This window comes from Streptomyces sp. NPDC047453 (assembly GCF_040643155.1).
Taxonomy (GTDB): Bacteria; Actinomycetota; Actinomycetes; order Streptomycetales; family Streptomycetaceae; genus Streptomyces.
The window spans coordinates 203330-230238 of record NZ_JBEYTS010000007.1; the positions used below are offsets into that span (position 1 = coordinate 203330).

Sequence of the window (26909 nt, forward strand, 5' to 3'; positions counted from 1 at the left end):
GCCACCGCCCCCACATCCGGGCCCGAGCCCCCCGGGCCCGGCCCGGCTCAGCTCAGCAGCTCAGCTCAGCGTCTTCAGCGCCGCCGCGTCGTACGGCTTCAGCTCCTCGAAGCGGCCGCCGAGGACCTTCGCCGCCCACTCGGGGTCCTGGAGCAGCGCGCGGCCCACGGCCACCAGGTCGAACTCGTCACGCTCCAGCCGGTCCAGCAGGTTGTCGAGGCTGCCGAGCTCCGCGCCCTCGCCCTGGAACGCCTTGATGAAGTCGCCGTCCAGACCCACCGAGCCGACGCTGATGACCTGCTTGCCCGTCAGCTTCTTCGTCCAGCCCGCGAGGTTGAGGTCCGAGCCCTCGAACTCCGGCCGCCAGTAGCGGCGCGTGGAGGCGTGGAAGACGTCCACTCCGGCCGCCGCCAGCGGCGACAGGATCGCCTCCAGCTCCTCGGGGGTCTCGGCCAGGCGGGCGTCGTAGGCCTCCTGCTTCCACTGCGAGTACCGGAAGAGGACCGGGAAGCCGGGCGAGACGGACTCGCGCACCGCCGCCACGATCTCGGCCGCGAACTTCGTACGGGCCACCGGATCGCCGCCGTAGGCGTCGGTACGGCGGTTGGTGCCCGTCCAGAGGAACTGGTCGAGCAGGTAGCCGTGGGCGCCGTGCAACTCCACGCCGTCGAAGCCGATGCGCTCCGCGGCGGCGGCCGCCTCGGCGAACGCGCCGATGACGTCGTCCAGGTCCGTCCGCGTCATCGCCCTGCCGGTGACCTCGGACTCGCCGATGCGCAGCCCGGAGGGGCCCACCGCGGGCGCGTCCGGGAACGGCTGCTGGCCCGGCCGGCGCACCATACCGATGTGCCACAGCTGCGGCACGATCGTGCCGCCCGCCGCGTGTACGGCCTCGGCCACCTTGGCCCAGCCCGCGAGCTGCTCCTCGCCGTGGAAGCGGGGCACGCGGTCGCTCTGCCCGGCCGAGTCGTGCCCCACGTAGGTGCCCTCGGTGACGATCAGGCCGACGCCCGCGGCGGCGCGGCGGGCGTAGTACGACAGCACGTCCTCGCCGGGGACGCCGCCCGGCGAGAACATCCGGGTCATCGGCGCCATCACGATCCGGTTGGGGACGGTGAGGCCGTTCAGAGTGACGGGGCGGGAGAGGACCTCGGCCGCGCGGGACGCGGACCCGGAAGCGGACTCGGAGGCGGTGACGGTCACGTGGGGGGCTCCTCGGAATCGTGGTCGGTACCGGCCGGCGCGCACGCGCGTCAGCCGGGCACCGGCGTCAACTGCCCTGCCTGCCACGGCATTCCACCGAGCCACTCCTGTGACCCGGAACACGCCCGAGGGCGGCACCCCCTGTCTCCAGGGAGTGCCGCCCTCGGTACGTGAAGGACGGATCCGATCCTCGAGGGGATCAGAAGTCCATGTCACCGCCCGGCATGCCGCCGCCGGCCGGCGCGGCGGCCTTCTCCGGCTTGTCGGCGATGACGGCCTCGGTGGTGAGGAACAGCGCGGCGATGGAGGCGGCGTTCTGCAGCGCGGAACGGGTCACCTTCGCCGGGTCAATGATGCCCTCGGCGACCAGGTCGACGTACTCACCGGTCGCGGCGTTCAGGCCGTGGCCCGGGGTGAGGTTGCGGACCTTCTCCACCACGACGCCGCCCTCAAGACCGGCGTTGACGGCGATCTGCTTGAGCGGGGCCTCCAGGGCGAGCTTCACGGCCTGCGCGCCGGTCGCCTCGTCACCGTCGAGCTCCAGCTTCTCGAAGACGTTGGTGGTCTGGAGCAGGGCCACGCCACCACCGGCGACGATGCCCTCCTCGACGGCCGCCTTGGCGTTGCGCACGGCGTCCTCGATGCGGTGCTTGCGCTCCTTGAGCTCCACCTCGGTGGCGGCACCGGCCTTGATGACCGCGACACCGCCGGCGAGCTTCGCCAGGCGCTCCTGGAGCTTCTCGCGGTCGTAGTCGGAGTCGCTGTTCTCGATCTCGGCGCGGATCTGGTTGACCCGGCCGTTGACCTGGTCGGAGGAGCCGGCACCGTCGACGATGGTGGTCTCGTCCTTGGTGATGACGACCTTGCGGGCGCGGCCCAGGAGGTCCAGGGTCGCGTTCTCCAGCTTGAGGCCGACCTCCTCGGAGATGACCTCGCCGCCCGTGAGGATGGCGATGTCGCCGAGCATGGCCTTGCGGCGGTCGCCGAAGCCCGGGGCCTTGACGGCGACGGACTTGAAGGTGCCGCGGATCTTGTTGACGACCAGGGTCGACAGGGCCTCGCCCTCGACGTCCTCGGCGATGATCAGCAGCGGCTTGCCCGACTGCATGACCTTCTCCAGGAGCGGGAGCAGGTCCTTGACCGAGGAGATCTTGGAGTTGGCGATGAGGATGTACGGGTCCTCGAGCGACGCCTCCATGCGCTCCATGTCGGTCGCAAAGTAGGCGGAGATGTAGCCCTTGTCGAAGCGCATGCCCTCGGTGAGCTCGAGCTCCAGACCGAAGGTCTGCGACTCCTCGACGGTGATGACGCCTTCCTTGCCGACCTTGTCCATGGCCTCGGCGATGAGTTCGCCGATCTGGGTGTCGGCGGCGGAGATGGAGGCGGTGGAGGCGATCTGCTCCTTGGTCTCGACCTCCTTGGCCTGGTCGAGCAGGGCGGCGGAGACGGCCTCGACGGCCTTCTCGATACCGCGCTTCAGAGCCATCGGGTTGGCACCGGCGGCGACGTTGCGCAGGCCTTCCTTGACCAGGGCCTGGGCGAGCACGGTCGCGGTGGTCGTACCGTCACCGGCGACGTCGTCCGTCTTCTTGGCGACTTCCTTGACCAGCTCGGCGCCGATCTTCTCGTACGGGTCCTCGAGCTCGATCTCCTTGGCGATGGAGACACCGTCGTTGGTGATCGTGGGGGCACCCCACTTCTTCTCGAGGACGACGTTGCGGCCCTTGGGGCCGAGGGTCACCTTGACGGCGTCCGCGAGCTGGTTCATGCCGCGCTCGAGGCCTCGCCGCGCCTCCTCGTCGAACGCGATGATCTTGGCCATGTGAAGTGGTCCTCCCAGGACTGGGGGTGATTACTTCGGACCGCGCCCGCGCCCGCGACGGACGGCCCCGACCGGTGGTTCCTTGCCCCACCCGGCCCGTGGCCTCACCGACCCGGTCCTTCGTTGTCACTCTCACCTTCAGAGTGCTAACGCCAATGATTAGCACTCGACCCCTTCGAGTGCAAGCGCCTTGGGGGGTCGGCGGGGCACTCAGCCGGGCGCGAACACGGGTGTGCCGGGCCGTGCGAGCGCGCGGACCCGGGCGTGCCGACCGCCGGACGGGGCGGTGCGCCGGCACAGCGAAGGGCCCGCACCCCGGCAGCGGAGGTGCGGGCCCTTCCGAAGAAGAACGTCGCTTGCGGTGGTCGCGCGATTCAGGCCGTGACACGGACCATGTCGGCCTGCGGACCCTTCTGGCCCTGCGAGATCTCGAACTCGACCCGCTGGCCCTCTTCCAGCGTGCGGTAGCCGTCCATCTGGATCGCGCTGTAGTGGACGAAGACGTCCGCACCACCGTCGACCGCGATGAAGCCGTACCCCTTCTCCGCGTTGAACCACTTGACGGTGCCCTGAGCCATGCCTAACTCCCCTATTACTGGCCCTTGCACAGATCCACACTTCGCGGACCCGGGTCAGACCTCACCCCCCGTGGATCGGGGGCGTGCGCCGGAACGCGTCGACCGCGGCTGAATGTATCTGTCCAACTGCCGTCTGCAACAGGTCAATCGGACGAGAAATCTGGACGTACGCGGTCCGGAATATAGGAAGAATTCACGCGAATTCAGGGCAAGTCGGGCCCCGCAGACAAGGCAAATGCCGCAAAAGGCCCGCAGACTTTGGCTACTTCTTGCCGGGCTCGCGGCAGGAATCCATGGCCCCGGATTCGGAGTTCGAGGGCGCGTTCCCCAACTGTACCGCGCTCAATCACACAGAATTGCCCCCTCCGCTTCTCTCACGGAGGGGGCAATTCGATGAACTCTGCGTAACCGGGATTACCGAAGGTAATGATCAGCCGCCGGCGACCGCCGGGATGATCGAGACGCCCGCGCCGTCCGGGGTGGCCGTCTCGAGGCCCTGCTCGAACCGGACGTCGTCGTCGTTGACGTACACGTTGACGAAGCGGCGCAGCTTGCCCTGGTCGTCCAGGACCCGTGCCGCGATGCCCGTGTGGTTCTTCTCCAGGTCCGAGATGACCTCGGACAGGGTCGCGCCCTCGGCGTTCACCTCGGCCCGGCCGCCGGTGTAGGTGCGCAGGATGGTGGGGATGCGAACGGTCACGCTCATGCCAGGCCAGCCTCTCGGAAGGAGTCCAGGGTCGGACGGATCGTCGCGGTCAGGCCGGTGCCGGCCACCGCGTCCAGCGTCTTCAGCCCGTCGCCGGTGTTGAGGACGACGGTGGTCTTCGTCGGGTCGAGGACGCCGTCCTCGACCAGCTTCTTCGTCACGCCGACCGTCACACCGCCCGCGGTCTCGGCGAAGATGCCCTCGGTCCGCGCCAGCAGCTTGATGGCGTCGACGACCTGCTCGTCGGTCACGTCCTCCACCGCGCCACCGGTGCGGCGCGCGATGTCCAGGACGTACGGGCCGTCGGCCGGGTTGCCGATGGCCAGTGACTTGGCGATCGTGTTCGGCTTCTGCGGCCGCACGACCTCGTGGCCGGCCTTGAAGGCGGTGGACACCGGCGAGCAGCCCTCGGCCTGGGCACCGAAGATCTTGTACGGCTTGTCCTCGACCAGCCCCAGCTCGATCAGCTCCCGCAGGCCCTTGTCGACCTTGGTGAGCTGGGAGCCCGAGGCGATCGGGACGACGATCTGGTCCGGCAGCCGCCAGCCGAGCTGCTCGCAGATCTCGTACGCCAGCGTCTTGGAGCCCTCGGCGTAGTACGGCCGCAGGTTGACGTTGACGAAGCCCCAGCCCTCGCCGGCCGGATCGCCGATCAGCTCGGAGCAGAAGCGGTTCACGTCGTCGTAGTTGCCCTCGATGCCGACGAGTTCGCCGCCGTAGATCGCGGCCATCACGACCTTGCCCTGCTCCAGGTCGTGCGGGATGAACACGCAGGAGCGCAGCCCGGCGCGGGCGGCCGCGGCGCCGACGGCGCCGGCGAGGTTGCCGGTCGAGGAGCAGGAGAGGGTCGTGAAGCCGAAGGCGCGGGCCGCCTCCAGCGCCTGGGCGACCACGCGGTCCTTGAAGGAGTGCGTCGGGTTGCCGGAGTCGTCCTTCACGTACAGCCCGCCGGTCACCCCCAGTTCGCGGGCGAGGCGGTCGACCCGGACGAGCTTGGTCCAGCCCGGGTTCAGGTTCGGCTTGCCGGCGACGTCCGCGGGGACGGGCAGCAGCGGCGCGTAGCGCCAGATGTTCGCGGGGCCCGCTTCGATCCTCTTGCGCAGCTCCTCGGTGTCGTAGGCCGAGAAGTCGTAGGCGATCTCCAGCGGGCCGAAACACTCCTCGCAGGCGAAGACCGGGCCGAGGGGGACGCGGTGACCGCACTCGCGGCAGCTCAGCGCCGCTGCGGGGCCGAGGTCCACGGTGGAGTCGGTGCTGCTTACAACGGTCTGCACAGCCATGTGAGGCGAGGCCCTTTCTCCTCATCTTCCTCACGACGCATCTCGCCGTGAGACGGATTTGGCACCTTCCCTAGCCGGGAGCCTCGCGAAGACGATCGGCTGTGCACGCACAGCAGTCGATACGAGAAACCGGCTGGAGGGTTGCCGGGGCTTCATCGGGCCGTGTCCCTCTGCCCCTCTGGATGAGCTGTATTCGGTTGTGACGCGGAGGTGACCCCCGGCATGGGATGGTCGTCCGCGTTGTTCAGACTGTAACGGAAGGCCAGGACGGCTGAGTCAGTCGTCCGAAGCGCGAGACAACAGTGAGGAGCCGCTGACCGTGCTGGAAGAAGTCGAGCGCTGGCTGGCCACCCGCTCCTGGTCCGTGGCCGACCGGCCGCTCCACCAGATCCTGGCGGCCAAGCAGCGCACCGGCCAGTCGGTCTCCGTGGTGCTGCCCGCGCTGAACGAGGAGGCGACGGTCGGCGACATCGTCGCGGTGATCCGCCGCGACCTCGTGGAACGGGCACCGCTCGTCGACGAGATCGTCGTCGTCGACTCGGGCTCCACCGACCGCACCTCCGAGGTGGCCGCCGCCGCGGGTGCCCGCGTGGTGCACCGCGACGAGATCCTGCCACGCCTGCCGGCCGTGCCGGGCAAGGGCGAGGTCCTGTGGCGCTCCCTGCTCGTCACCCGCGGGGACGTCATCTGCTTCGTCGACGCCGATCTGCGGGAGTTCTCCTCCGACTTCGTCACCGGCATCGTGGGCCCGCTGCTCACCGAACGCGACGTCGACCTGGTCAAGGCGATGTACGACCGGCCCTTCACCGTGCCCGGCGGGCACACCTCCGAACCGGCCGCGGCCGGGCAGGCCAGGCAGGCCGGGCAGGGCGGGCAGGCCGGGCAGGGCGGGCGGGTCACCGAGCTGATGGCACGCCCGCTGCTCAACATGCACTGGCCGCAGCTGGCCGGCTTCGTGCAGCCGCTCGGCGGCGAGTACGCGGCCCGCCGCTCACTCCTCGAACAACTGCCCTTCCCGGTCGGCTACGGCGTCGAGTTGGGCATGCTGGTCGACGCGCTGCACCTGGTGGGCCTGGACGCCCTCGCCCAGGTCGACGTCGGCGTGCGCAGGCACCGGCACCAGGACGGACAGGCGCTCGGCCGGATGGCCGCCGCGATCTACCGCACCGCGCAGCTGCGCCTGGCCCGCGGCCACCTCGTGCGCCCCTGCCTCACCCAGTTCGTCCGCGGCCAGAACGGCTTCGAGCCGCGGACGTACGACGTGGACACGGAGGAGCGTCCGCCGATGGCCGAGATCGCGGAGTACGCGGCCCGGCAGGTGGCGTGAAACACCGGTCCCGCCCGCCGTCCGCCGGCTACGAAGCGGAACCGTACGTTTGAGCGTTTCGGGGCCGGGCTAAGTTGAGGCGTATGGCTTCTACGCACGGTGCCGAGGTACTGGTCGCGTCCAATCGCGGCCCGGTTTCGTACGAGGTGCGCGAGAACGGCACGCTCCACTCCCGGCGCGGAGGCGGAGGGCTGGTGTCCGGGCTCTCCGCGATCGGTCCGGAGGCGGGCGCGGTGTGGGTGTGCGCCGCGCTGAGCGACGCCGACCGGGAGGCGACGGTCCGCTTCGAGAGCGGGCGCCGGCTGCCGTCGGAGGCGACCGGCGGGCAGCAGGTGCGGATGCTCGACATCGACGCGAAGGTCTTCTCCGACGCCTACAACGGCATCGCCAACTCGGTGCTGTGGTTCGTCCACCACATGCTGTACCAGACCCCGCTGGAGCCGGTCTTCGACGCGGACTTCCGACGCCGCTGGAAGTCCTACGAGGCCTACAACCTGGCCTTCGCCGAGGCGCTGGCGGAGGAGGCGGCCGAGGGGGCGGCCGTGGTGGTGCAGGACTACCACCTGGCGCTCGTGCCGGGGATGCTGCGCGACTTCCGGCCCGATGTGCGCATCGGGCACTTCTCGCACACGCCGTGGGCGCCGGCGGACTACTTCCGGATCCTCCCCGACGACATCGCCGAGCAGGTGCTGCGCGGGATGCTGGGCGCGGACCGGCTGGGCTTCCTCACCCAGCGGTGGGCGGACGCGTTCGCCGGCTGCTGCGACGCGCTCGTCGGCGGGCTCGGGGGCACCCGGATCGGGGTGCACGGGCTGGGCGCGGACGCGGAGTTCCTGCGGGAGCGGTCGCGCCGTGCCGACGTCGAGGAGCGGATGGCGGCGCTGCGCGAGGAGGTCGGCACCGGACCGGACGGGGGCCCGCGCCGGACGGTCGTGCGGGTGGACCGGACCGAGCTGTCCAAGAACATCGTGCGGGGGCTGCACGCGTACCGGCAGCTGCTGGAGGACCGCCCCGAGTGGCGCGAGCGGGTGGTGCACGTGGCGTTCGCCTACCCCTCACGGCAGGACCTCGCGGTGTACCGGAAGTACACGGAGGAGGTGCGGCGGGTGGCCGAGGAGATCAACGCGCGCTACGGGACGCCCGGCTGGACCCCGGTCCTGCTGCACGTGGAGGACGACTTCGCGCGCTCGCTCGCGGCGTACCGGATCGCCGACGTGGCGCTGGTCAACCCCATCCGGGACGGGATGAACCTGGTCGCCAAGGAGGTGCCGGTCGTCTCCGACTCGGGGTGTGCGCTGGTGCTGTCGCGGGAGGCGGGCGCGTACGCGGAGCTGGGGGAGGACGCGGTCGTCGTCAACCCGTACGACGTGATCGGGACGGCCGGGGCGCTGCACCGGGCGCTGAGCATGCCGGAGCACGAGCGGGCGGAGCGGACGAAGCGGCTGGCCGCCGCCGCGACCGCGCTGCCGCCCGCTCAGTGGTTCCTGGACCAGTTGGAGGAACTGGGCGGCTGAGCGGCCGAGCGGCTGGTGCTGTGACCGGAAAGGTTCACCGGCTCGCGACGCCCGGCACGGCACTCCCCCAGCCTCCGGCCGGGGGGTACCCCCACGCCGCATTATCGCATCACCCGAGTACATCCAGTACGCGGGCGACGCTCCGCCTTGCGATGCTCCCCCACAGCCTGAACGGCGCGGGAGGTACCCCCAGCACCGGACGCCGCGAGCTTCCCGGCAAACCTTTCCGGTCACAGCACTAGGCGAGGTGGTCCGCCAGGTTCCTCAGCAGTGCCACCACCCCGGCCGGGCCGTCCACCACCAGGTCGGCCCTCTCCGACACCTCCGTGACCTCCGTGCTGCCGCTGCAGACCAGGACGCCCGGAATTCCGTCCGAGCGGAGTTTGTCGACCGCGGCGAAGGCCGGCAGGTCGCCCAGGTCGTCCCCCGCGTACAGGACCGACGTGGCGCCCAGGTCGCGGGCGCAGTCCAGGAGGGCGACCCCCTTGTCCATGCCCGGAGGGCGCAGTTCGAGGACCATGCGGCCTGGCTCGACGATCAGCGCGTGGCGGCGGGCCAGGTCGGCGAGGGGCTCGCGCAGCGCCTCGAACGCGGCCTGCGGGTCGTCCGCACGGCGGGTGTGGACGGCGACCGAGCGGCCCTTCTCCTCGATCCAGGTGCCGTGCCAGGCGCCGATCCGGTCGAGCAGGCCGGGCAGTTCGGCGCGGACCGCGGCGACACCGGGGTGCGGGGGCGGGGCGGTGACCGTGCCCGTGGCGGCGTCCCAGCGCTCGGCGCCGTAGTGGCCGAGGACGACCAGGTGTTCCAGGCCGGGTACGCCCGCGAAGCCGCCGTGGCGCACCGCGACGCCGGGCGGGCGGCCGGTGACCACCGCGACGGCGACCACCTTCGGGGCGAGCGCGGAGAGCGCGGGCACGGCGTCCGGGTGGGCGCGGGCCTGGTCGGGGTCGGGGACGATCGGGGCGAGCGTCCCGTCGAAGTCGAGCGCGATCAGCGCGTGCTCCGGCCGGGCGAGGATCGCGGCGAGCCCGTCCCGGCCCGCCGGAGTGGCGGGCGTCGGGAGGGAGGAGACGGGGGCGGTCGAGTCGGTGGCGTGACTGTCCTGGCTTCCCATAGGGCGAACCTATCCCTCCACGGCCGCGGGCACTCCTCCGTTCCGGGCGGGTCTCAGCGCTCTGCGCGCCGGGCCTCGCGCACCCGGCGCAGCCGGTTCACCGTGACCGGGTCGTGGGCGAGGGCGCGGGTGTCGTCGAGGAGGGCGTTGAGGAGCTGGTAGTAGCGGACGGGCGAGAGGCCCAGTTCCTCCCGTATCGCGCGCTCCTTCGCGCCGGGGCCGGTGAAGCCGCGGCGCTCCAGGGCGAGGATGTCCCGCTCCCTGCGGCCGAGCCCCTGCTCCACGTCGTCGTCCATACCAGGCACCGTAGCCTCCACCACCGACAGCGGCCCTCGTCGGATCCGACTGGCCCGACTGGCACGGCTGGGCCGGCGCCGCGCCGTTCCGGCCGTACCGGCGTCACCATGTGGACACAATTGGTCTGCACCAAGCAAGTGGACTAGACCTCTCCCGGTCGACGGGTCCACACTGTTCCACGTGAAACACGTCATCGCCCTCGATGTGGGCGGCACCGGGATGAAGGCCGCCCTGGTCGCCGCCGACGGCTCGCTGCTGCACCGGGCCCGCCGGGCGACCGGCCGCGAGCGCGGACCGGACGCCGTCGTCGAGGGCATCCTCGACTTCGCCGCCGAGCTGCGGGCGCACGGCGTCCGGCACCTCGGGGAGGAGGCGGCCGCGGCCGGTGTCGCCGTCCCCGGCATCGTCGACGAGGCGCGAGGCGTCGCCGCCTACGCGGCCAACCTCGGCTGGCGTGACGTACCCCTGCGTGACCTGCTCGCCGAGCGGCTCGGCGCCCCCGTGGCCCTGGGCCACGACGTGCGCACCGGCGGGCTGGCCGAGGGCCGGATCGGGGCGGGCAAGGGCACCGACCGGTACCTCTTCGTGCCGCTGGGCACCGGGATCGCAGGCGCCATCGGCATCGACGGCCGGGTGGAGGCGGGCGCGCACGGCTTCGCGGGCGAGATCGGCCACATCGTCGTACGCCCCGGGGGCCTGGCCTGTCCGTGCGGGCAGCGCGGCTGTCTGGAGCGGTTCGCCTCCGCGTCGGCGGTCAGCCAGGCATGGGCCGAGGCGGGCGGGGACCCGGACGCTGACGCGGCGGACTGCGCCAAGGCCGTGGAGTCCGGGGACGCGCGGGCGCGGGCGGTCTGGCAGGAGGCGGTGGACGCGCTCGCCGACGGGCTGGTCACCGCGCTCACCCTGCTGGACCCGCGCACGCTGATCATCGGCGGCGGGCTCGCCGAGGCGGGCGAGACGCTGTTCGCGCCGCTGCGCGAGGCGGTCCGGCGGCGCGTCACCTTCCAGAAGCTGCCGTCGATCGTCCCCGCGGCCCTCGGGGACACCGCCGGATGCCTGGGCGCGGGGCTCCTGGCCTGGGACCTGCTCAACACTTCTACGACTTTTCCGGAGGTAGCCACCTGATGGCCCCCAGCAAGGTTCTGACCGGAGCCCGGGTGGTGTTGCCCACCGGGATCGTGGACGGCGGCCGTGTGATCGTCGACGGTACGCGGATCGCCGACAACGCCCGGGAGGACGCCGAGATCCTCGACGTACGCGGGCACTGGCTGGTCCCCGGCTTCGTCGACATCCACAACCACGGCGGAGGCGGCGCCTCCTTCTCCGGCACGGCCGACGACGTGCTGACCGCCGTCCGCACCCACCGGGAGCACGGCACCACCACCCTGGTCGCCTCGACCGTCACCGACGACATGGGCCTCCTCGTCAAGCAGGCGGGCCTGCTGTCGGAACTCGCCGAGCAGGGCGAGATCGCGGGCGTCCACTTCGAGGGGCCGTTCATCTCGCCGTGCCGCAAGGGAGCGCACTCCGAGGAGTTGCTGCGCGACCCGGACCCCGCCGAGGTGCGCAAGCTGATCGACGCCGCCCGCGGCCGGGCCAGGATGATGACCCTGGCCACCGAACTGCCCGGCGGCATCGACTCCGTACGGCTGCTCGCGGAGCACGGCGTGATCGCTGCGATCGGGCACACGGACGCGACGTACGAGCAGACGGTGGAGGCGATCGACGCCGGAGCCACCGTCGCCACCCACCTGTTCAACGCGATGCCGCCGCTCGGCCACCGCGCCCCCGGCCCGATCGCGGCCCTGCTGGAGGACGAGCGGATCACGGTCGAGCTGATCAACGACGGTGTGCACCTGCACCCCGCCGCCTTGGAGATGGCGTTCCATCACGCGGGCGCCGGGCGGGTCGCGTTCATCACCGACGCCATGGACGCCGCCGGGATCGGCGACGGCCGCTACCTGCTGGGCCCGCTCCAGGTCGAGGTCGACGGCGGGGTGGCGCGGCTGGTGGAGGGCGGCTCGATCGCGGGCTCGACCCTGACCCTGGACCGGGCGTTCCGGCGGGCGGTCACGGTCGACCGGCTGCCGGTCACGGACGTGGTCGCCGCGCTGTCCGCCAATCCGGCCCGGCTGCTCGGGATGGACGACCGGGCGGGCTCCCTGGAACCCGGCAAGGACGCCGATCTCGTCCTGCTGGACGAGGACTTCGCCCTGAAGGGCGTAATGCGGCGGGGCGCATGGGTGGTTGAGCCCCAACTGGGCTGATCCGTCCCCCCGTCCGGCCGCGGTGGCCGGTCCGAGGGGTGGGCGGTGGGCCGGGTCTTTGGCATGATCGAGTCTCCGGAACTTCGCGGCGGACGCGCTTACTCGGGGGAGGTCGGCCCGGTGATCCTCACGGTCACGCTGAACACCGCTCTCGACATCACCTATCGGGTACCTTCCCTGCGGCAGCACGCCTCCCACCGGGTGTCCGAGGTGACCGAGCGGCCCGGCGGCAAGGGCGTGAACGTGGCCCGCGTGCTGGCGGCCCTCGGTCACGAGGTGACGGTCACCGGCTTCGCGGGCGGGGCCACCGGGCACGAGGTGCGCGACCTCCTCGCGTCCGAGGCACCTGGCGTGGTGGACGCGCTGGTCCCGGTGGCCGGTGCGACCCGGCGCACGATAGCCGTGGTGGACCAGCGCACCGGCGACACCACCCAGCTCAACGAGCCCGGCCCGGTCGTCACCCCGGCCGAGTGGTCCGCCTTCCAGGACGTCTACGAGGACCTGCTCGGCTCGGTGTCGGCGGTGGCGCTGTGCGGCAGTCTGCCGCCGGGGCTGCCGGTGGGCGCGTACGCCGGTCTGGTGCGCACCGCGCGCGCCGCGAACGTGCCGGTGCTGCTGGACACCAGCGGCGAGGCGCTGCGCCGGGCCGTGGCCGCCCGCCCCGACATCGTCAAGCCGAACGCCGACGAACTGGCCGAACTCACCGGCTCTCACGAGCCGCTGCGCGCCACCCAGGACGCCCGCCGGCGCGGCGCCCGCGCGGTGGTCGCCTCCCTGGGCGCGGAGGGCCTGCTCGCGCACACCTCCGACGGCCTGTGGCGGGCCGCCCCGCCGTCCCGCGTCAAGGGCAACCCGACCGGCGCCGGCGACTCCGCGGTCGCGGGCCTGCTCTCCGGTCTCGCCCAGCACCTGCCCTGGCCGGACCGCCTGAGCCGCGCGGTCGCCCTGTCCACGGCCACGGTCCTGTCCCCGGTGGCCGGCGAGTTCGACCGCGCGGCCTACGAGAAGCTGCTGGGGCAGGTGGCGGTGACCGGGGAGGTCAGCGCGGCGTGAGCGTCAGCCCGACTCGACCCAGCCCTTGGCCAGCCACACCTGGTCAAGGTTCGCATCACACTGGTTACCCTGCTCGCACGAGATCCTGATGGTGTTCGTGCCCTTGTTGAGCTGGATCCAGTTGTAGGTCTTCGTCCAGCCCTTCTCGTAGTCGCCCTCGGCTGCGTGCGCCCAGTTCTTCAGGTTGATCGGCCTGCTGGACACGGTGCCGTTGACCGTCAGAGTGGCGGTGCCGTCCTTGCCCGGGACGCCGTAACCGACGAACACGGTGTACTTGCCGTCTTCGGGGATGCCGTCGACGCTCCAGGTGGCCGAGGCGCCGACGTTGTTGAAGTTCGCCACATAGACGCCACCGGCCGCCTGGGCGCCCTTGATGTCCGAGGCTTTGGTGGCGCCGCCGTCCAGCTGCAGCGCCTCGGCGTCGGTCTTCGGCAACTCGCCGTCGCTCGGTGCGCTGTTGCTCGCCGACGGGCTCGGCTCGGTGCTCTGCGTGGCCGTCGGGGGCGTACCGCCGGCCTGGCTGTCGTCCTTCTTGCCCGAGTCGTCGCTGATCATCGCCACGCCGATGCCGATGACGACCGCGGCTACCACCGCGATGGCGCCGATCAGCAGGCCCTTGGTGTTCGGACCGCGGCCACGGCCGCCACCACCCTGGGGCTGCTGCCGCGCCGGGGCGCCGCCGGGGAGGGTCTCGGGTGCGGCGTAATGGGCGCTCGGCTGGCCGTACGCGCCTTGCTGCTGCGGGACCTGGCCGTACTGCCGCTGACCGACCGCGCGGACACGGTTGACCGAGTTCGGGTAGCCGTAACCGCCGGAGGGCGGCTGAGCTCCGTTGGCCTGGCCGTCGGCGTACAGGTAGCCGAACGGGTCGTCGTCCTCGGGCGTGCTCGCGCCGCTGTTGCCGGGCGTCATCCCTTGGTACTCCTCAACAGGTGCGGGTGGTGCGGTACGTCGTGAGAAAGGCGAGCCTACCCGCTTCACGGGGCCCAAACGGGTGACTCATGCCGCATAGGGTGGCTGACCTGCGGATCATCCGGCACGGCGATGCTGTTTGGGACGAGATCGTTTCTCGACGTACATCCGTTCGTCGGCTGATTTCAGCACTTCGTCCGCCGTCATGCCGCAGTGGGCCCACCCGATGCCGAAGCTCGCCCCGACCCGGACAGCCCGGCCCTCGGCGCGGATCGGCTGGATGATCTCGTTGCGCAGCCGTACGGCGAGGTCCTGGGCGTCGGCCCGGCCGAGGCCGTCGGCGAGGATCACGAACTCGTCGCCACCGAGCCGGGCCACGGTGTCGCCGTCGCGCACGCCGTTGCTCAGCCGCCGGGCCACCTCGATGAGCACCGCGTCGCCCGCGTTGTGCCCGAACCGGTCGTTGATCGACTTGAAACCGTCGAGGTCGCAGAAGAGGACCGCGAGGCCCTTGGCGCCGTCGTCGTGGTCGCCCTCGGGGGCGACGGTGTGCACGTGGTGGTCGTAGGCGTCGTAGGCCCGGGTGCCCGGCCGGAAGTCGAAGCCGTGGTCGCCGACGTCGTAGCCGGGGTGACCGTAGGCGGTGTCCTGCGACTCGGCGTCACCCGTGTGCGCGGCCTGGGGCCGCCGGCACAGCCGGGCGGACAGGCGGGCGCGCAGCTCGGCGGAGTTCGGCAGGCCGGTGAGGGAGTCGTGGGAGGCGCGATGGGCGAGCTGGAGCTCGCGGCGCTTGCGCTCCTCTATGTCCTCGACGTGGGTGAGCAGGAAGCGGGGCCCGTCGGCGGCGTCCGCGACGACGGAGTTGCGCAGGGACACCCACACGTACGAGCCGTCGCGGCGGCCCAGGCGCAGCTCCGCCCGGCCGCCCTCGGCCGAGGTCCGCAGCAGGGTGCCTATGTCCTCGGGGTGGACGAGGTCGGAGAAGGAGTAGCGGCGCATGGCGGAGGCGGGGCGGCCCAGCAGGCGGCACAGGGCGTCGTTGGTGCGCAGGATCCGGCCGTGCTGGTCGCCGCCCATCTCGGCGATGGCCATGCCGGAGGGCGCGTACTCGAAGGCCTGGCGGAAACTCTCCTCGCTGGCGCGCAGGGCCTGCTGCTCGCGCTCCAGGCGTATGAGGGCGCGCTGCATGTTGGAGCGCAGCCGGGCGTTGCTGATCGCGATGGCCGCCTGGAAGGCGTACATCTGGAGGGCCTCACGGCCCCAGGCGCCGGGTCGGCGGCCGTTGCGCGGGCGGTCCACGGAGATCACGCCGAGCAGCTCGCCGGAGGAGCCGCCGGACCCGCCGGGGACGTCCATGGGCGCGAAGAGCCGGTCGGCGGGGTGCCACTCGCCATCGAAGCGCGGCGCGGGCCCGTCGGTGTACCACGTCGGGACGTCGTCGTCGTCGAGGACCCAGCCCTCGGTGTGGGGTATGAAGACCAGGCCGCCCCACTGCTCGCCCATGGCCAGCCGGCGGTCCCAGGACTCCCGGGAGCCGACGCGGCCGGTGATCAGCGCCTCCGCGGCGGAGTTCCCGGCGAAGGCGGCGACCACGAGGTCACCGTCGGCACGCACGAGGTTGACACAGGCCAGCTCGTAGCCGAGGCCCTGCACGACGCCGTCGGCGACGGTCTGCAGTGTGTCCGCCAGACTCCTCGCGGTGTTCATGTCCGCCATGACCTGGTGTAGTTGCCGCAGGGACGCCAGGCGGACGTACGGCTCCGAGTCGGTCTCCATGCTCGCCCTCCCCCCGAGACCTCGCCAGCGAATCAAGGGTGCTGTTCGGCGTTCGTCTGCGCATTCTCCGCCACTGAATCACAGCGCGAAGCCCACTCGGTACACAGGGTCAACAATTCACAGCTCTTGTGACTCAAGTCACAGACGAACGTGAACAATTGAGTGCGGTTTCTGTCTTTTCCCTGTGCGTTTGGTGAACGCGGGCCACGCGGCCGTGGGGACATGATGCACGACATACTCGTCCGCTGGTCCTAGGTCCGGCTTCGGGCGGAGGCCCGATGCGGCGGCCGCGGACCGGTGGTTAGCGTTCCGTGTGTGTTGAAGACTTCCTCCGTACCGCCCTCCTCCCCCACCGCCTCCGCCGAGCTCCGGGCTCCGCTCGGGCAGGGGGGACCCCTGCCCGGGCATGCTGAGGGGGTGACCAACGAGGAGTTCCGTGCCGCGATGTCCAGGCTGGCCGCCGGTGTGGTCCTGGTGACCGCGCAGGAGCCGCCGCTCGACCCGGACGACCCGCAGGCGCCGGCCGGCGAGGACGCGGGCATGACGGCGACGGCGTTCATGTCGGTGTCCCTGGACCCGCCGCTGGCCCTGGTCAGCCTGCGCGAGGGCTCCCGCATGGACGACCTGCTCGCCGAACAGCCCCTGTGGGCGGTATCGGTCCTCACCGACAGCCAGCACACCGCCGCCGGCCGCTTCGCCATGAAGGGCCGGGTCAGCGACCGCCTGCTGTTCAGGGACCTCCCCCACACCCGCGGCGAGGTCTCCGGCGCCCCCCTGCTGACCGACGCCCTGGCCACCTTGGAACTGCGCACCGAGCAGCGGGTGCCGGCGGGCGACCACACCCTGGTCATCGGCCGGGTCCTGACGGCCCGCCTGCCCGGCACGGGCGGCGAACCGCTGCTGTACTACCGCGGCCGCTACCGTCGGCTGGGCTGACGCCCCGCCCGCGTCCGGCGTCCCGCCGGCGCCGTACCCGGGCTACCCCCAGTCCTTCCCGGAGCGCCCCCGCTTCGTCTCGGAGCGCTGCTTCTTCTCGCGCAGCCGCCGCTCGTTGATGCCGCGCGGGATCCGGGTGGGCCTGCGCGGCCTGGGCGGGGGCGCGGTCGCCTCGGCGAGGATCGCGGCGAGGCGCACGGCGGCGGCCTCGCGGTTGCGCCACTGGGAGCGGTGCTCGGAGGCGCGCACGCTGATGACGCCGTCGACGAGCCGGTCCGCGAGGCGCTCCAGCGCACGCTGCTTCCACACCTCGGGCAGCGCCTCGGTGCCGGCGAGGTCGAAACGCAACTCCACCTGGGAGTCCGTGGTGTTGACGTGCTGGCCGCCCGGCCCGGAGGACCGCGAGAAGCGCCAGGCCAGTTCGGCCTCGGGGAGCGCGACGGAGCCGCGGATGAGATGGGGACCGGACATGTCGTCCATGTTCCCCTTCCTCACCGCGTCACGTCATCATGTTTTCGCCGCGGACGTGTTCGATCGGGGTGGGTAAAAAAGGTAAAGGGACGCGGAACCCGCAGGACCCCCTCGACGTTCCTATGGGTGGCGGTAGCTTCGTCCGCACACGCAACGAGGGAAGGGACTCCCAACAATGGCTGTAAGCCTGTCCAAGGGTGGCAACGTCTCGCTCACCAAGGAGGCTCCGGGCCTGACCGCCGTCACCGTGGGCCTCGGCTGGGACGTCCGCACCACCACCGGCACGGACTTCGACCTGGACGCGTCCGCGATCGCGGTCAACGCGCAGGGCAAGGTCTACTCGGACCAGCACTTCGTCTTCTTCAACAACAAGCAGACCCCGGACAACTCCATCGTCCACACCGGCGACAACGTCACCGGCGAGGGCGAGGGAGACGACGAGGCGATCAACGTCAACCTCGCCGGGCTCCCCGCCGACGTCGACAAGGTCGTCTTCCCGGTCTCCATCTACGACGCCGAGAACCGCGGCCAGAACTTCGGCCAGGTCCGCAACGCCTACATCCGCATCGTCAACCAGGCCGGCGGCACCGAGATCGCCCGCTACGACCTGTCGGAGGACGCGGCCACCGAGACGGCCATGGTCTTCGGCGAGCTGTACCGCAACGGCGCGGAGTGGAAGTTCCGCGCCGTCGGCCAGGGCTACGCCTCGGGCCTGGTCGGCATCGCCCAGGACTTCGGCGTCAACGTCTGACGGACACGGTCCACCGTACGCAGCCCCGGCCCGCGAAGGGCCGGGGCTGCGGGCGCTGCTCCCCACCGCTCCGGCCGGCCGTCCTCCGCGCCCGAGGGCACCCGGGGCGTGTGGTGCGCGGTACGTTGCCCGGGTGTTCCTCGAGCCCCTGACCCTCCCGCCGGACCGCGGCCTCCCTGGCGAGCTGCTGACCGAGCTCACCGCGCTCTACGCCTCCCAGCGCGACTTCCACGCCCTCAGCGGCGACTTCCCCGACCCGGACGACATCCGCCCGGAACAGGTGGCGACCGCGCTGGCGGACGAACTGGCCGCCCCGGACGCGGAGGTGCTGCTCGCCCGCAGCGAGGGACGGCTCGTCGGGATCGCGATCACGCTCGCCCACCATCCCGACCCGGCCGACCCGGACCCGTGGATCGGACTGCTGATGATCGACGCGGGCGCACAACGGCACGGCTACGGAGGCCGGTTGGCATCCCTCGTCGAGGGCCGCTTCCGTGCCGCGGGCCGCACCGCCGTGCGCCTGGCCGTTCTCGGGAACAACCCCGGGGGCCTGGCGTTCTGGACCGCCCTCGGCTACCGGCACCTCGCCCACCGCCGGGACCGGCGCATGGGCCGCCCGTGCCTGGTGCTGCGCAAGCGGCTGGACTGAGGGAACGGGCCGGCTGATCGGACCGGCCGACCGCGGTCAGGGACCCGTCGGCTTGCCGTCCCCGTACAGCCAGTCGGCCCATATCCCGCCGAAGTCCGTGCCCGGGGCCTTCTTCTCCACGTAGGCGGTGAAGTCGGCGGTGTCCGCGTTGCCGTGGCGGTGGGCCGCGGCCCAGCCTCGGACGATGTCGTCGAAGGCGTGGTCACCGACCGCCTGGCGGATCCTGTGCAGAACCATCGCGCCGCGTTCGTAGACGGGCCGTTCGGAGATGTGCGCGGCGTCGACCGGCTTGGCGGGTGGAAAGGACCACAAGGCCCTGTTCTGGGCGTCGTCGGCGAAGTAGTCGCCGCGTTGGAGCGCGTCGAAGGCCTGCTGCGCGGTCCGGCCGCCGTGGTCCTCGTCCCACAGCCACCGCGCGTACGTCGCGAAGGCCTCGCTCAGCCACATGTCCCGCCAGCTCTTCGGGGTGACGGAGTCGCCGTACCACTGGTGGACGAGTTCGTGGACGAGGGTTCCGATGTCGGGGGCGCCGGGGAAGACGGGCCGGTTCTGGGTCTCCAGGGCGTAACCGGCGTCCTCGCGGCGGCCGACGATCGCGCCGGTGGACGAGAAGGGGTACGGGCCGAAGCGGCGCTCCGCCCACTCGACGACCTCGGGAATCCTGGCCGTCACGGCCCCGCTCTCCCGCACCTGGGACGGCTCCACGGCGACGTACACCGGCAGACCGCTCCTCGTGGTGGAGCGGGTGATCTCGAAGCGGCCGATCGCGACGGTGGCCAGATAGCTCGCCATCGGCTCGGCGGTGCGCCACCGGAACGTCGTACGCCCCCCGCTGGTCGTCTCGCTCCTCAACTCGCCGTTGGAGACGGCCCGCAGCCCCTCGGGCACGGTGACCGAGATGTCGTACGCGGCCTTGTCGGACGGATGGTGGTTCCCCGGGAACCACGCCATCGAGCCGACCGGCTCACCGAGGGCGAGAGCGCCGTCGGCGGTGGGCAGCCATCCCTCCCGCGCCCCGTCGGGGTCGACGACGACCTGCGGCCGCCCCGAGTAGCGCACCGTCGTGGTGAACGTCTTCCCCTTCACCAGATCGTCGTGCGGGCGCACGGTGAGTTCCTGCCCGGCCCGGCTGAACCAGGCGGCTCTCCCCTCCACCGTGACGCTCCGGACGTCGAGCCCCACGAGATCGAGGTCGAAGGCGGACAGGTCCTTGGCGGCCCGGGCGGTGATCACCGCCGTACCCGTGAGGTGACGCCGGTCCGGGTCGTAGTCGAGGGTCAGGCCGTAGTGGCTGACGTCGTACCCGCCGTTGCCCGCCCTGGGGAAGTACGGATCGTGCACCCCGGCCCCGCCCGGGGTGCCCCGGACACCGCCGTCGCACCCGGTCAGCGTCAGCGCGAGCAGGGCGCAGCCGGCTGCGGCGGTCCGGACAAGCAGGGCAGATCGATGCACGCGCGCGATCCTATGCGGGGCACATGACACCATCGCCTACGTGCTCGACATCGGCTACGCCCTCTCCAACCGCTTCCCCGACCCGCCGCAGACGGACTACCGCCGCGCGGACGTGCGGGCGCTGCGGCACGACCTGTTCTGCGGCGACGTCTACCTGGCCGACACCGAGTCGGACCGCGAACTGGCCACGGCCTGGGGCTGGGTGCCCGTGCTCGACTTCGCCTGGGCCCTGTGCGACATCGTCGAGCGGCTGGACCGGGACCCGGCCGGCTCCCGCGCCTCCCGTCCCCAGCGGGCGGAGCTGGACTTCACCGAGTCCACGGACCGCATGCTCTTCGAGCGCCGCTTCGGCTGGGTCGACATCGAGTCCGACTGGATGCCCGTCGAGGAGTCCCCGCTGACCTTCTCGCACTCGGCGCTGCGCCGCGAGGCCCGTGACTTCCTGCACGACCTCGTCGCCGACCTGTGCGACCTGCACGAGGACCTGGCGGAGAACCCGGCGATCTGGACCCTCCAGGCCCGCTACCCCCGCGTCTCCTGACCCCTCTCTCGGCCGGAAGCCCCTTTCAGCCCTTTCAGTCCCCTCACCCCTCCACCCTGATCCCCAGTTCCGCCGCCAGCACCGGCGCCAGGTCCAAGAGCTGACCGGTGCTGATCACCGCGCCCGCCAGCCGGTCCAGCCCGCGCGCGATCTCCAGGGACGCGGCGCCCCGCAGGTCCACGTCCGAGAGCGTCGCCGCGCTGAAGTCGACGCCCTTGACCACGCAGTCCACGAACTCCACCCGCTCAAGCCGGGCGCCCCCGAAGTCCGGCTCGACGAGGACGCAGCCCTCGAAGACGACGTCGCGCAGCCGGGCCCTGCGCAGGTTCAGGTAGTCGATCTTGCCGCCGCGGATCCACACGCGCTCCAGGACCGCACCGTGGCACTGCACACCGCCGAGGCGGGCGTCGACCACCTCCACATCACGCAGGGTCGCCTCGGCGAGGTCGGTGCCGACACCCCGTATGCCGGTGAGGACCGAGTCCAGGAAGCGGGCGTGCCGCAGCGACGCGTCGTCCAGCGCGCAGCCTCCGAGCGCGCAGTCCAGGAACCGGGCCCCCGCCCCGTCCTGCCCGGCGAAGTCCTCCTCCCGGAACTCCAGCCCGTCGTAGTCCCCGTCCGGCGCCAGTCCCCCGCCGCCGTACGTCTCCAGCGCCGGCAACCGCACCTCGGGCCGCCGCGCGCTCTTCACACCGGCCCTACCGCTCGCTCCGCTCACCATGCCCCTCATGCTGCACCCCGCCACTGACAATCCCCCTCCCGACCGCGGGGCGCCCTGCGCACACGAGGATGCGGTACCTCCCGATTCATGGTCTTCTGGCCAGATGAGCGTCGCCCGTCCAGGTCAGTCCTCGTCCCGGGAGACCGACCGGCACCGCTGGTGGGCACTGGTCGTCATCGCGCTCGCGCAGCTGATAGTGGTCCTGGACGCGACGATCGTGAACATCGCGCTCCCCTCCGCTCAGCACGCCCTGCACATGTCCGACGGCAACCGGCAGTGGGTCATCACCGCCTACTCCCTCGGCTTCGGCGGGCTGCTCCTGCTGGGCGGGCGGATCGCCGACCTGGTGGGCCGCAAGCGCACGTTCCTCGTCGGGCTGGCCGGGTTCGCCGCCGCCTCCGCGTTCGGTGGCGCGGCCACCTCCTCGGGCATGCTCTACGGCGCCCGCGCCCTTCAGGGCGCCTTCGCCGCCGTCCTCGCCCCCTCCGCGCTCAGCCTGCTGACCACGACCTTCACCCACCCCAGGGAGCGCGGGAAGGCGTTCGGCATCTACGGCGCCCTGGCGGGCAGCGGCTCGGCGATCGGCTTCATCGTCGGCGGCGTGCTGACGGAGTTTCTGAACTGGCGCTGGTGCCTGTACGTCAACGTGCCCATCGCCGTCGTCGCGGTCCTCGGCGCCCTGGCCCTGCTGCGCGACAGGCCGGGCCGGGCGGGCGCCCGGCTGGACCTGCCCGGGGCGGCGCTGGGCTGCGGCGGCCTGGTCGCCGTCGTCTACGGCTTCAGCGAGGCCCAGCCGCGCGGCTGGAGCGACCCGCTGGTGCTGAGCCTGTTCGCCTTCGGTGCGGCGCTGCTCCTGACGTTCGTGTGGTGGCAGAGCCGGGCGCCGGTGCCCCTGCTGCCGTTGCACGTCCTGCGGGACCGCGTCCGGGCGGGCTGCCTCCTGACCATGCTGCTGGCGGTGATCGGCATGTTCGGGCTGTACCTGTTCATGACGTACTACCTGCAGGAGATCCTCGGCTACTCGCCGCTGCGCACCGGGCTCGCCTTCCTGCCGATGACCGCCGCGGTCATCACCGGTTCGACGCAGATCTCGGCCCGGCTGCTGCGGCACGTGGCGCCGCGCGTGCTCATGGTCCCCGGCATGCTCCTCGCCGCGGGCGGGCTACTGCTCCTGACCCGGCTCACGGTCGACTCGCGCTACCCGAGCGAGGTGCTGCCCGCGCTGGTGCTGATGGGCCTCGGCATGGGCCTGACCTTCATGCCGGTGTTCGCCACCGCCACCGCGGGCGTCGCCCCGCAGGACTCGGGGGTGACCTCCGCGACCGTGAACACCTCGCAGCAGGTCGGCGGTTCCATCGGCACCGCTCTGCTCAACACGGTCGCCACGACCAGCGGCGCCGCCTACGTCACCGCCCATCTGCACGGCCGGGCGGACCGGGCCCGGGTGGTGCCGGAGGGCATCGTCCACGGCTACACGGTCGCCCTCTGGTGGGCGGCCGCCGTCATGCTGGTGGCCGGTCTGATCGCGGGCCTGATGGTGACGGGCAGGGCCCCCGAGCACGGGGCCCCGACGGAGGCGCCCGTATCGGAACCAGTGGCATAAGGCACGGGGCCCGAGGGCCGGGCGCTAACGCCTCACCACGAACAGCGCTTCCATCGGGTTCCACGGCCCTCCCCGGCCCCTGACCAGCGGATAGCAGCCCAGGCCGATCAGGACGGCGGCGAAGTGCCCCAGATCGGTGAAGGTGTGCCTGGTCACCAGCGACACGGCGTAGAAGGCGAGGACGGCGGCCAGGTACAGGTACCGCCAGGGCGGGGCGATCCGGTACGCCAGCGCCCCCATCACCCCGGCCAGGGCGTAACTCACACCGACGTCCAGAGTGTTGACGGCCGACTCGGGCACCATGTGCCGCTGGATCGCCCACAGCACGGCGCCCTCGCTGATCAGCGTCGCCAGCACGTGCGCGGTCAAGCACACCAGCAGCCAGCGCAGGGTGCCCAGCCAGCGCTCGCCCTGGGCGTGGAAGACCGTGTAGAGGACCGCGTACGGCAGCCAGTGGCCGCTGTCGATCCACATGGCGCTGGAGAAGAGCACCCGCACCGGATCGTTCGACAGCCCGCGCAGGTTCGTCGAGCGGTGGCGCAGGAAGTGCTCCTCGAACTGCGGCGACATGTGGTGCAGGGCGACGGTGGTCAGGAACAGGATCAGCAGCCAGACGTACGTCCCCGGAGCGCTGCGGACGTACGCCGTCGCCGCCCGGAGCCCACGCCGCATCCGCATGACCCAGCTCACATGCGCAAGTATGGTCGTCGGTGTGATCGAGGTGCCCGGCGCGCTGGCCGCTTCCCAGGAGAAATTCAACGGGGCGGCGGGCCGCGCGTTCGTCGCCGGTCTGCCCCGGCAGGTGGCCGGATTCCTCGACCGGTGGCGGCTGCGGATCGACGGGCCGGCGATGCACGGCGTGTGCGCGCTGGTCCTTCCGGTCGTCCGCGCCGACCGCCTGCCCGCCGTCCTGAAGCTCCAACTGCCCGACGAGGAGAGTGCGGGAGAGGCACCGGCGCTGCGCGTGTGGGACGGTGCGGGAGCCGTACGGCTGCTGGAACACGACGAGCCGACCGGCACGCTGCTGCTGGAACGGCTCGACTCCGCCCGCCCGCTGACGCGCCTGCCGGACACCCGTGAGGCCGTCCTGGTGATCGCCGGCCTGCTGGACCGCCTGACCTCCGTACCGGCCCCGGCGGGGATACGGCGGCTGGGCGACATCGCGGGTGCCCTGCTGGAGCGGACTCCGAGCGCGTTGCGGCGACTGCCCGGCGGGGACGACCGCCGGCTGCTCGCGGACTGCGCCGCCGCCGTGCGCGAGGTCGCCGGCGAAAGCGGCGACCGGCTGCTGCACTGGGACCTGCACTACGACAACGTCCTCGGCGCCGACCGCGAGCCCTGGCTGGCCATCGATCCCAAGCCGCTCGCCGGGGACCCCGGCTTCGAGCTGTTCCCGGCGCTGTTCAACCGCTTCGAGCCCGCCGAGGTCGTCCCGCGCTTCGAGGCCATGACCGGGGCGCTGGGCCTCGACCGCGACCGGGCCCGCGCCTGGACGCTCGGCCGTGTGCTGCAGAACGCCCTGTGGGACCTGGAGGACGGTCGCCCCCTCTCCCCCGAACAGCTGTGGATCGGCCGCGCCCTGCGCCGGTGACACGCCGCCGGACGGCCCATCGGGCGTTCCAGCCGACTATCGGGTCATACCGTACAGAATATGACGAAACGCCATATCGCTCTGCTCCTGAGCGCCGCCGCGCTGGTCGGCTCGGGCATCGCCGCCGCCCCACCGGTCCTGGCACCCAGGACGCACCTGGTGCATCCGGGCCAGTCGATCCAGCGGGCGGTGGACTCCGCGAAACAGGGTGACACCGTGCTGGTGCTGCCCGGCGTCTACCACGAGAGTGTCAAGGTGACGACACCCCGTCTGACCCTGCGCGGCAGCCGCGGCACCGTCCTGGAACCGGGCAGACAGAAGCCCACGAGCGACTGCGGCAAGCGGGGCAACGGCATCTGCGTGATGGGGACCAAGGCCAAGCGCCTGGAAGGTGTCACCGTCTCCCGCCTGACCCTGACCGGCTTCCCCCACACCGGCCTGATGGCCGTGGGCACCGACCGGCTGACCGTGCGGCAGGTGACCGCCGAGAAGAACGGGACGTGGGGCATCGCCGAGGAGCGGTCCGTTCGCAGCGAGTACTGGAGCAACACCGCCCGGGGCAACGGCGACGCGGGACTCTTCCTGGCCAACACGGTCACCGCCGAGCAGGGCGCAGCCGACACCGGCGGAACGCTGATCGCCCGCAACCGGCTGGAGGGCAACCGGATCGGCGTCACCGTCCGCCGGCTGCGCAACCTCACCGTCGCGGGCAACGACGTCTCCGGCAACTGCGCGGGCGTGTTCGTCGTCGGCGACGAGAACAAGCCGCGGGCCGGCGCACTGACCGTGCGCGAAAACCGGGTCGCGGAGAACAACAGGTTCTGCCCGGCGACCGCCCGGCTGCCCTTCCTCCAGGGCTCCGGCATCGTCCTGACCGGCACCGAGCAGACCGATGTGTTCCGCAACCTCGTCGTCGGCAACGCGGGCAGGTCCCCCTTCTCCGGCGGCATCGTGCTGTTCAAGAGCATCGTCGGCGGGGCCGGCGAGCGGAACCGGGTGAGCCGGAACGTGCTCGATGGCAACTCCCCGGCGGACCTGGTCAACCAGGAGAGCGCCGCGCACCACAACACCTTCGCAGAGAACTCCTGCCGGGCCTCCAAGCCCGCGGGACTGTGCTGAGGCCGTAGCCACTCGTGGAACCCACGGGACCGAGAAGGAAGGAAGGCGGCACATGACGACCGCTCAGTCCGCCCCACCGCCGTCCATGCGGCTCAGGGAGCTCGCGTTCGGGGCGGCGTGCGCCGCCGCCCTCCGCGCGGCCGCCCGGCTCGGTGTGGCCGACGCGCTCGGGGACGCACCCATGGCCGTGGAGGACCTCGCGGCCGCCGTGAAGACCGAACCGAAGCCGCTGCGCCGGCTGCTGCGGGCGCTGACCTGCTACGGCGTCTTCACCGAGCAGCCCGACGGAACGTTCGCGCACACCGACATGTCCCGGCTGCTGCGCGAGGACGACCCGGGCAGCCTGCGCTACATCACCCTCTGGTGCACCGAGCCGTGGACCTGGGACGCCTGGCCGAAACTCGACGAGGCGGTGCGCACCGGCCGCAACGTGGTGGAGGACCTGTACGGCAAGGAGTTCTTCGTCCACCTCAACGAGGACGCCCCCGAGTCGGCGGACGTCTTCAACCGGGCCATGACGACCTCCAGCAAGCAGTCCGCTCGGGACGTCGCCGCGCTCCTCGACCTGTCCGGCGCCTCCTCGGTCGCCGACATCGGCGGCGGGCAGGGGCACGTGGTGGCGAGCCTGCTGGAGAAGTACCCGCACATGCACGGCACCCTGCTGGACCTGCCGCGGGTGGTGGACAACGCCGACCCCCGGCTGCGCGCGGGCGGCTCGCTGGCGGACCGGGTGCGGATCGTGCCCGGCGACTGCCGCGAGGCCATCCCGGTCAGGGCCGACGTCTACATCATCAAGAACATCCTGGAGTGGGACGACGACTCCACCGCCCGCTGCCTGCGCAACGTCATCGAGGCGGGCGGGCCCGGGGCGCGGGTCGTGGTCATCGAGAACCTCGTCGACGACACCCCCTCGATGCGGTTCAGCACCGCCATGGACCTGCTCCTGCTGCTGAACGTCGGCGGCGCCAAGCACACCAGCGCCAGCATGGCCGACCGGCTGAAGGCGGCCGGCCTGGTCATCGACGACATCAGCCCGGTCAACGCCTATCTGCACGCCTTCGACTGCGCGGTGCCCGCCTGACCGGACCCCGCCGGCGGCGCCGCCGCGACCTCCTCGGACACCGGCCGCCGGGCCTGATCAGCAGGTCCACGTCGTTCAGGCCGCCGAAGCGGGCGAAGTGCTCCTGGCCGTGCTTGGCGGAGTCGGCGAGCAGCACCACACGGCG

26 protein-coding genes, 1 pseudogene and 1 riboswitch are annotated in these 26909 nt (G+C 71.8%); of the genes and pseudogenes, 13 read left to right on the forward strand and 14 right to left on the reverse strand.

What is annotated here, in order from left to right; genetic code table 11:
* Positions 1–60 precede the first annotated feature (60 nt).
* The 5 genes from ABZ818_RS09840 to thrC form a co-directional block, all read right to left on the reverse strand.
* Complete coding sequence (locus ABZ818_RS09840) at positions 61–1203, reverse strand: NADH:flavin oxidoreductase (protein ID WP_361412693.1); 1143 nt, start codon at positions 1201–1203, stop codon at positions 61–63.
* Positions 1204–1402: 199 nt separating this feature from the next.
* Positions 1403–3025 carry a chaperonin GroEL gene (gene groL, locus ABZ818_RS09845; RefSeq protein ID WP_141360141.1) on the reverse strand — a complete coding sequence of 541 codons (1623 nt, stop codon included), beginning with the start codon at positions 3023–3025 and terminating at the stop codon, positions 1403–1405.
* Positions 3026–3399: 374 nt separating this feature from the next.
* Positions 3400–3603, reverse strand: coding sequence for a cold-shock protein (locus ABZ818_RS09850; RefSeq protein ID WP_004986573.1), 204 nt, complete (start codon positions 3601–3603; stop codon positions 3400–3402).
* Positions 3604–4033: 430 nt separating this feature from the next.
* Positions 4034–4309 (reverse strand): MoaD/ThiS family protein, encoded by a 276-nt coding sequence (locus ABZ818_RS09855; protein ID WP_361412694.1) that lies wholly within the window; start codon positions 4307–4309, stop codon positions 4034–4036.
* Entirely contained in the window at positions 4306–5589 is a 1284-nt protein-coding gene (gene thrC, locus ABZ818_RS09860; RefSeq protein ID WP_361412695.1) for a threonine synthase, read from the reverse strand. Before thrC ends, ABZ818_RS09855 begins: the two co-directional genes overlap by 4 nt.
* Before the next feature lie 18 nt (positions 5590–5607).
* Positions 5608–5778, reverse strand: a riboswitch (SAM riboswitch).
* A gap of 130 nt (positions 5779–5908) precedes the next feature.
* On the opposite strand from thrC, the gene ABZ818_RS09865 reads away from it, so the two are divergent.
* Both ABZ818_RS09865 and ABZ818_RS09870 read left to right on the forward strand, forming a co-directional pair.
* The gene (locus ABZ818_RS09865) at positions 5909–6916 is read left to right on the forward strand and encodes a glucosyl-3-phosphoglycerate synthase (RefSeq protein ID WP_361412696.1); all 1008 of its coding nucleotides are present in this window, start codon (positions 5909–5911) and stop codon (positions 6914–6916) included.
* Between the two features lie 83 nt (positions 6917–6999).
* Entirely contained in the window at positions 7000–8430 is a 1431-nt protein-coding gene (locus ABZ818_RS09870; RefSeq protein ID WP_361412697.1) for a trehalose-6-phosphate synthase, read from the forward strand.
* Positions 8431–8668: 238 nt separating this feature from the next.
* Here the strand turns inward: ABZ818_RS09870 and otsB are convergent, their stop codons facing one another.
* A complete protein-coding gene (gene otsB / locus ABZ818_RS09875; protein WP_361412698.1) occupies positions 8669–9544 on the reverse strand; it encodes a trehalose-phosphatase in 876 nt (291 codons plus the stop codon).
* Between the two features lie 53 nt (positions 9545–9597).
* Positions 9598–9840 (reverse strand): DUF3263 domain-containing protein, encoded by a 243-nt coding sequence (locus ABZ818_RS09880; RefSeq protein WP_361412699.1) that lies wholly within the window; start codon positions 9838–9840, stop codon positions 9598–9600.
* A 181-nt stretch (positions 9841–10021) separates the two neighbouring features.
* Here ABZ818_RS09880 and ABZ818_RS09885 point away from each other — a divergent pair, with 181 nt between their 5' ends.
* The 3 genes from ABZ818_RS09885 to ABZ818_RS09895 all read left to right on the forward strand — a co-directional run bounded on the left by ABZ818_RS09885 (position 10022) and on the right by ABZ818_RS09895 (position 13161).
* On the forward strand, positions 10022–10966 hold the full coding sequence (locus ABZ818_RS09885) for an ROK family protein (RefSeq protein ID WP_361412700.1): 945 nt from the start codon (positions 10022–10024) through the stop codon (positions 10964–10966).
* Positions 10966–12108: an N-acetylglucosamine-6-phosphate deacetylase gene (gene nagA / locus ABZ818_RS09890; protein WP_361412701.1), complete on the forward strand. Its 1143-nt coding sequence runs from the start codon at positions 10966–10968 to the stop codon at positions 12106–12108. The genes ABZ818_RS09885 and nagA overlap by 1 nt, the downstream gene beginning before the upstream one ends.
* A 120-nt stretch (positions 12109–12228) precedes the next feature.
* Positions 12229–13161, forward strand: a complete 933-nt coding sequence (locus tag ABZ818_RS09895) for a 1-phosphofructokinase family hexose kinase (RefSeq protein WP_361412721.1) — start codon at positions 12229–12231, stop codon at positions 13159–13161.
* Positions 13162–13164: 3 nt separating this feature from the next.
* Here the strand turns inward: ABZ818_RS09895 and ABZ818_RS09900 are convergent, their stop codons facing one another.
* Together ABZ818_RS09900 and cdgB are read right to left on the reverse strand one after the other, a co-directional pair.
* Positions 13165–14073: a carbohydrate-binding protein gene (locus tag ABZ818_RS09900; RefSeq protein ID WP_361412702.1), complete on the reverse strand. Its 909-nt coding sequence runs from the start codon at positions 14071–14073 to the stop codon at positions 13165–13167.
* A gap of 117 nt (positions 14074–14190) precedes the next feature.
* On the reverse strand, positions 14191–15849 hold the full coding sequence (cdgB, locus tag ABZ818_RS09905) for a diguanylate cyclase CdgB (RefSeq protein WP_361412703.1): 1659 nt from the start codon (positions 15847–15849) through the stop codon (positions 14191–14193).
* A gap of 417 nt (positions 15850–16266) precedes the next feature.
* Here cdgB and ABZ818_RS09910 point away from each other — a divergent pair, with 417 nt between their 5' ends.
* Positions 16267–16785 carry a flavin reductase family protein gene (locus ABZ818_RS09910; RefSeq protein ID WP_361412704.1) on the forward strand — a complete coding sequence of 173 codons (519 nt, stop codon included), beginning with the start codon at positions 16267–16269 and terminating at the stop codon, positions 16783–16785.
* A 42-nt stretch (positions 16786–16827) separates the two neighbouring features.
* Here the strand turns inward: ABZ818_RS09910 and arfB are convergent, their stop codons facing one another.
* Positions 16828–17265 carry an alternative ribosome rescue aminoacyl-tRNA hydrolase ArfB gene (arfB, locus tag ABZ818_RS09915; protein ID WP_361412705.1) on the reverse strand — a complete coding sequence of 146 codons (438 nt, stop codon included), beginning with the start codon at positions 17263–17265 and terminating at the stop codon, positions 16828–16830.
* 166 nt (positions 17266–17431) lie between these two features.
* Between arfB and ABZ818_RS09920 the strand changes: the two genes are divergently transcribed.
* Positions 17432–18007, forward strand: coding sequence for a TerD family protein (locus tag ABZ818_RS09920; RefSeq protein WP_361412706.1), 576 nt, complete (start codon positions 17432–17434; stop codon positions 18005–18007).
* A gap of 133 nt (positions 18008–18140) precedes the next feature.
* Complete coding sequence (locus ABZ818_RS09925; RefSeq protein WP_361412707.1) at positions 18141–18656, forward strand: GNAT family N-acetyltransferase; 516 nt, start codon at positions 18141–18143, stop codon at positions 18654–18656.
* A 36-nt stretch (positions 18657–18692) separates the two neighbouring features.
* Here the strand turns inward: ABZ818_RS09925 and ABZ818_RS09930 are convergent, their stop codons facing one another.
* Positions 18693–20108, reverse strand: a complete 1416-nt coding sequence (locus ABZ818_RS09930; protein ID WP_361412708.1) for a M1 family metallopeptidase — start codon at positions 20106–20108, stop codon at positions 18693–18695.
* A 40-nt stretch (positions 20109–20148) separates the two neighbouring features.
* On the opposite strand from ABZ818_RS09930, the gene ABZ818_RS09935 reads away from it, so the two are divergent.
* On the forward strand, positions 20149–20649 hold the full coding sequence (locus ABZ818_RS09935; RefSeq protein WP_225074566.1) for a hypothetical protein: 501 nt from the start codon (positions 20149–20151) through the stop codon (positions 20647–20649).
* A gap of 43 nt (positions 20650–20692) precedes the next feature.
* On the opposite strand, the gene ABZ818_RS09940 is transcribed toward ABZ818_RS09935, so the two are convergent.
* Positions 20693–21370, reverse strand: coding sequence for a pentapeptide repeat-containing protein (locus ABZ818_RS09940; RefSeq protein ID WP_361412709.1), 678 nt, complete (start codon positions 21368–21370; stop codon positions 20693–20695).
* Positions 21371–21473: 103 nt separating this feature from the next.
* On the opposite strand from ABZ818_RS09940, the gene ABZ818_RS09945 reads away from it, so the two are divergent.
* Positions 21474–22973: an MFS transporter gene (locus ABZ818_RS09945; RefSeq protein ID WP_361412710.1), complete on the forward strand. Its 1500-nt coding sequence runs from the start codon at positions 21474–21476 to the stop codon at positions 22971–22973.
* A 24-nt stretch (positions 22974–22997) separates the two neighbouring features.
* On the opposite strand, the gene ABZ818_RS09950 is transcribed toward ABZ818_RS09945, so the two are convergent.
* Positions 22998–23651 carry a rhomboid-like protein gene (locus ABZ818_RS09950; protein ID WP_361412722.1) on the reverse strand — a complete coding sequence of 218 codons (654 nt, stop codon included), beginning with the start codon at positions 23649–23651 and terminating at the stop codon, positions 22998–23000.
* Between ABZ818_RS09950 and ABZ818_RS09955 the strand changes: the two genes are divergently transcribed.
* The 3 genes from ABZ818_RS09955 to ABZ818_RS09965 are packed head-to-tail and all read left to right on the forward strand — an operon-like array spanning position 23650 to position 26764.
* A complete protein-coding gene (locus ABZ818_RS09955; RefSeq protein WP_361412711.1) occupies positions 23650–24564 on the forward strand; it encodes an aminoglycoside phosphotransferase family protein in 915 nt (304 codons plus the stop codon). The genes ABZ818_RS09950 and ABZ818_RS09955 overlap by 2 nt on opposite strands.
* A 60-nt stretch (positions 24565–24624) precedes the next feature.
* The gene (locus ABZ818_RS09960; protein WP_361412712.1) at positions 24625–25683 is read left to right on the forward strand and encodes a right-handed parallel beta-helix repeat-containing protein; all 1059 of its coding nucleotides are present in this window, start codon (positions 24625–24627) and stop codon (positions 25681–25683) included.
* A 52-nt stretch (positions 25684–25735) separates the two neighbouring features.
* The gene (locus ABZ818_RS09965; protein ID WP_361412713.1) at positions 25736–26764 is read left to right on the forward strand and encodes a methyltransferase; all 1029 of its coding nucleotides are present in this window, start codon (positions 25736–25738) and stop codon (positions 26762–26764) included.
* A 55-nt stretch (positions 26765–26819) separates the two neighbouring features.
* Here ABZ818_RS09965 and ABZ818_RS09970 read toward each other — a convergent pair.
* Positions 26820–26909, reverse strand: a pseudogene (locus tag ABZ818_RS09970) (D-beta-D-heptose 1-phosphate adenosyltransferase); the annotation flags it as partial.

Coding starts and splice junctions, on each gene's coding strand:
- groL (WP_141360141.1), bottom strand. CDS start 3,025: ATGGCCAAGATCATCGCGTTCGACGAGGAGGCGCGGCGAGGCCTCGAG.
- ABZ818_RS09850 (WP_004986573.1), bottom strand. CDS start 3,603: ATGGCTCAGGGCACCGTCAAGTGGTTCAACGCGGAGAAGGGGTACGGC.
- ABZ818_RS09855 (WP_361412694.1), bottom strand. CDS start 4,309: ATGAGCGTGACCGTTCGCATCCCCACCATCCTGCGCACCTACACCGGC.
- thrC (WP_361412695.1), bottom strand. CDS start 5,589: ATGGCTGTGCAGACCGTTGTAAGCAGCACCGACTCCACCGTGGACCTC.
- ABZ818_RS09870 (WP_361412697.1), top strand. CDS start 7,000: ATGGCTTCTACGCACGGTGCCGAGGTACTGGTCGCGTCCAATCGCGGC.
- otsB (WP_361412698.1), bottom strand. CDS start 9,544: ATGGGAAGCCAGGACAGTCACGCCACCGACTCGACCGCCCCCGTCTCC.
- ABZ818_RS09880 (WP_361412699.1), bottom strand. CDS start 9,840: ATGGACGACGACGTGGAGCAGGGGCTCGGCCGCAGGGAGCGGGACATC.
- nagA (WP_361412701.1), top strand. CDS start 10,966: ATGGCCCCCAGCAAGGTTCTGACCGGAGCCCGGGTGGTGTTGCCCACC.
- ABZ818_RS09900 (WP_361412702.1), bottom strand. CDS start 14,073: ATGACGCCCGGCAACAGCGGCGCGAGCACGCCCGAGGACGACGACCCG.
- cdgB (WP_361412703.1), bottom strand. CDS start 15,849: ATGGAGACCGACTCGGAGCCGTACGTCCGCCTGGCGTCCCTGCGGCAA.
- arfB (WP_361412705.1), bottom strand. CDS start 17,265: ATGGACGACATGTCCGGTCCCCATCTCATCCGCGGCTCCGTCGCGCTC.
- ABZ818_RS09920 (WP_361412706.1), top strand. CDS start 17,432: ATGGCTGTAAGCCTGTCCAAGGGTGGCAACGTCTCGCTCACCAAGGAG.
- ABZ818_RS09940 (WP_361412709.1), bottom strand. CDS start 21,370: ATGGTGAGCGGAGCGAGCGGTAGGGCCGGTGTGAAGAGCGCGCGGCGG.
- ABZ818_RS09945 (WP_361412710.1), top strand. CDS start 21,474: ATGAGCGTCGCCCGTCCAGGTCAGTCCTCGTCCCGGGAGACCGACCGG.
- ABZ818_RS09955 (WP_361412711.1), top strand. CDS start 23,650: ATGACCCAGCTCACATGCGCAAGTATGGTCGTCGGTGTGATCGAGGTG.
- ABZ818_RS09950 (WP_361412722.1), bottom strand. CDS start 23,651: ATGCGGATGCGGCGTGGGCTCCGGGCGGCGACGGCGTACGTCCGCAGC.
- ABZ818_RS09960 (WP_361412712.1), top strand. CDS start 24,625: ATGACGAAACGCCATATCGCTCTGCTCCTGAGCGCCGCCGCGCTGGTC.
- ABZ818_RS09965 (WP_361412713.1), top strand. CDS start 25,736: ATGACGACCGCTCAGTCCGCCCCACCGCCGTCCATGCGGCTCAGGGAG.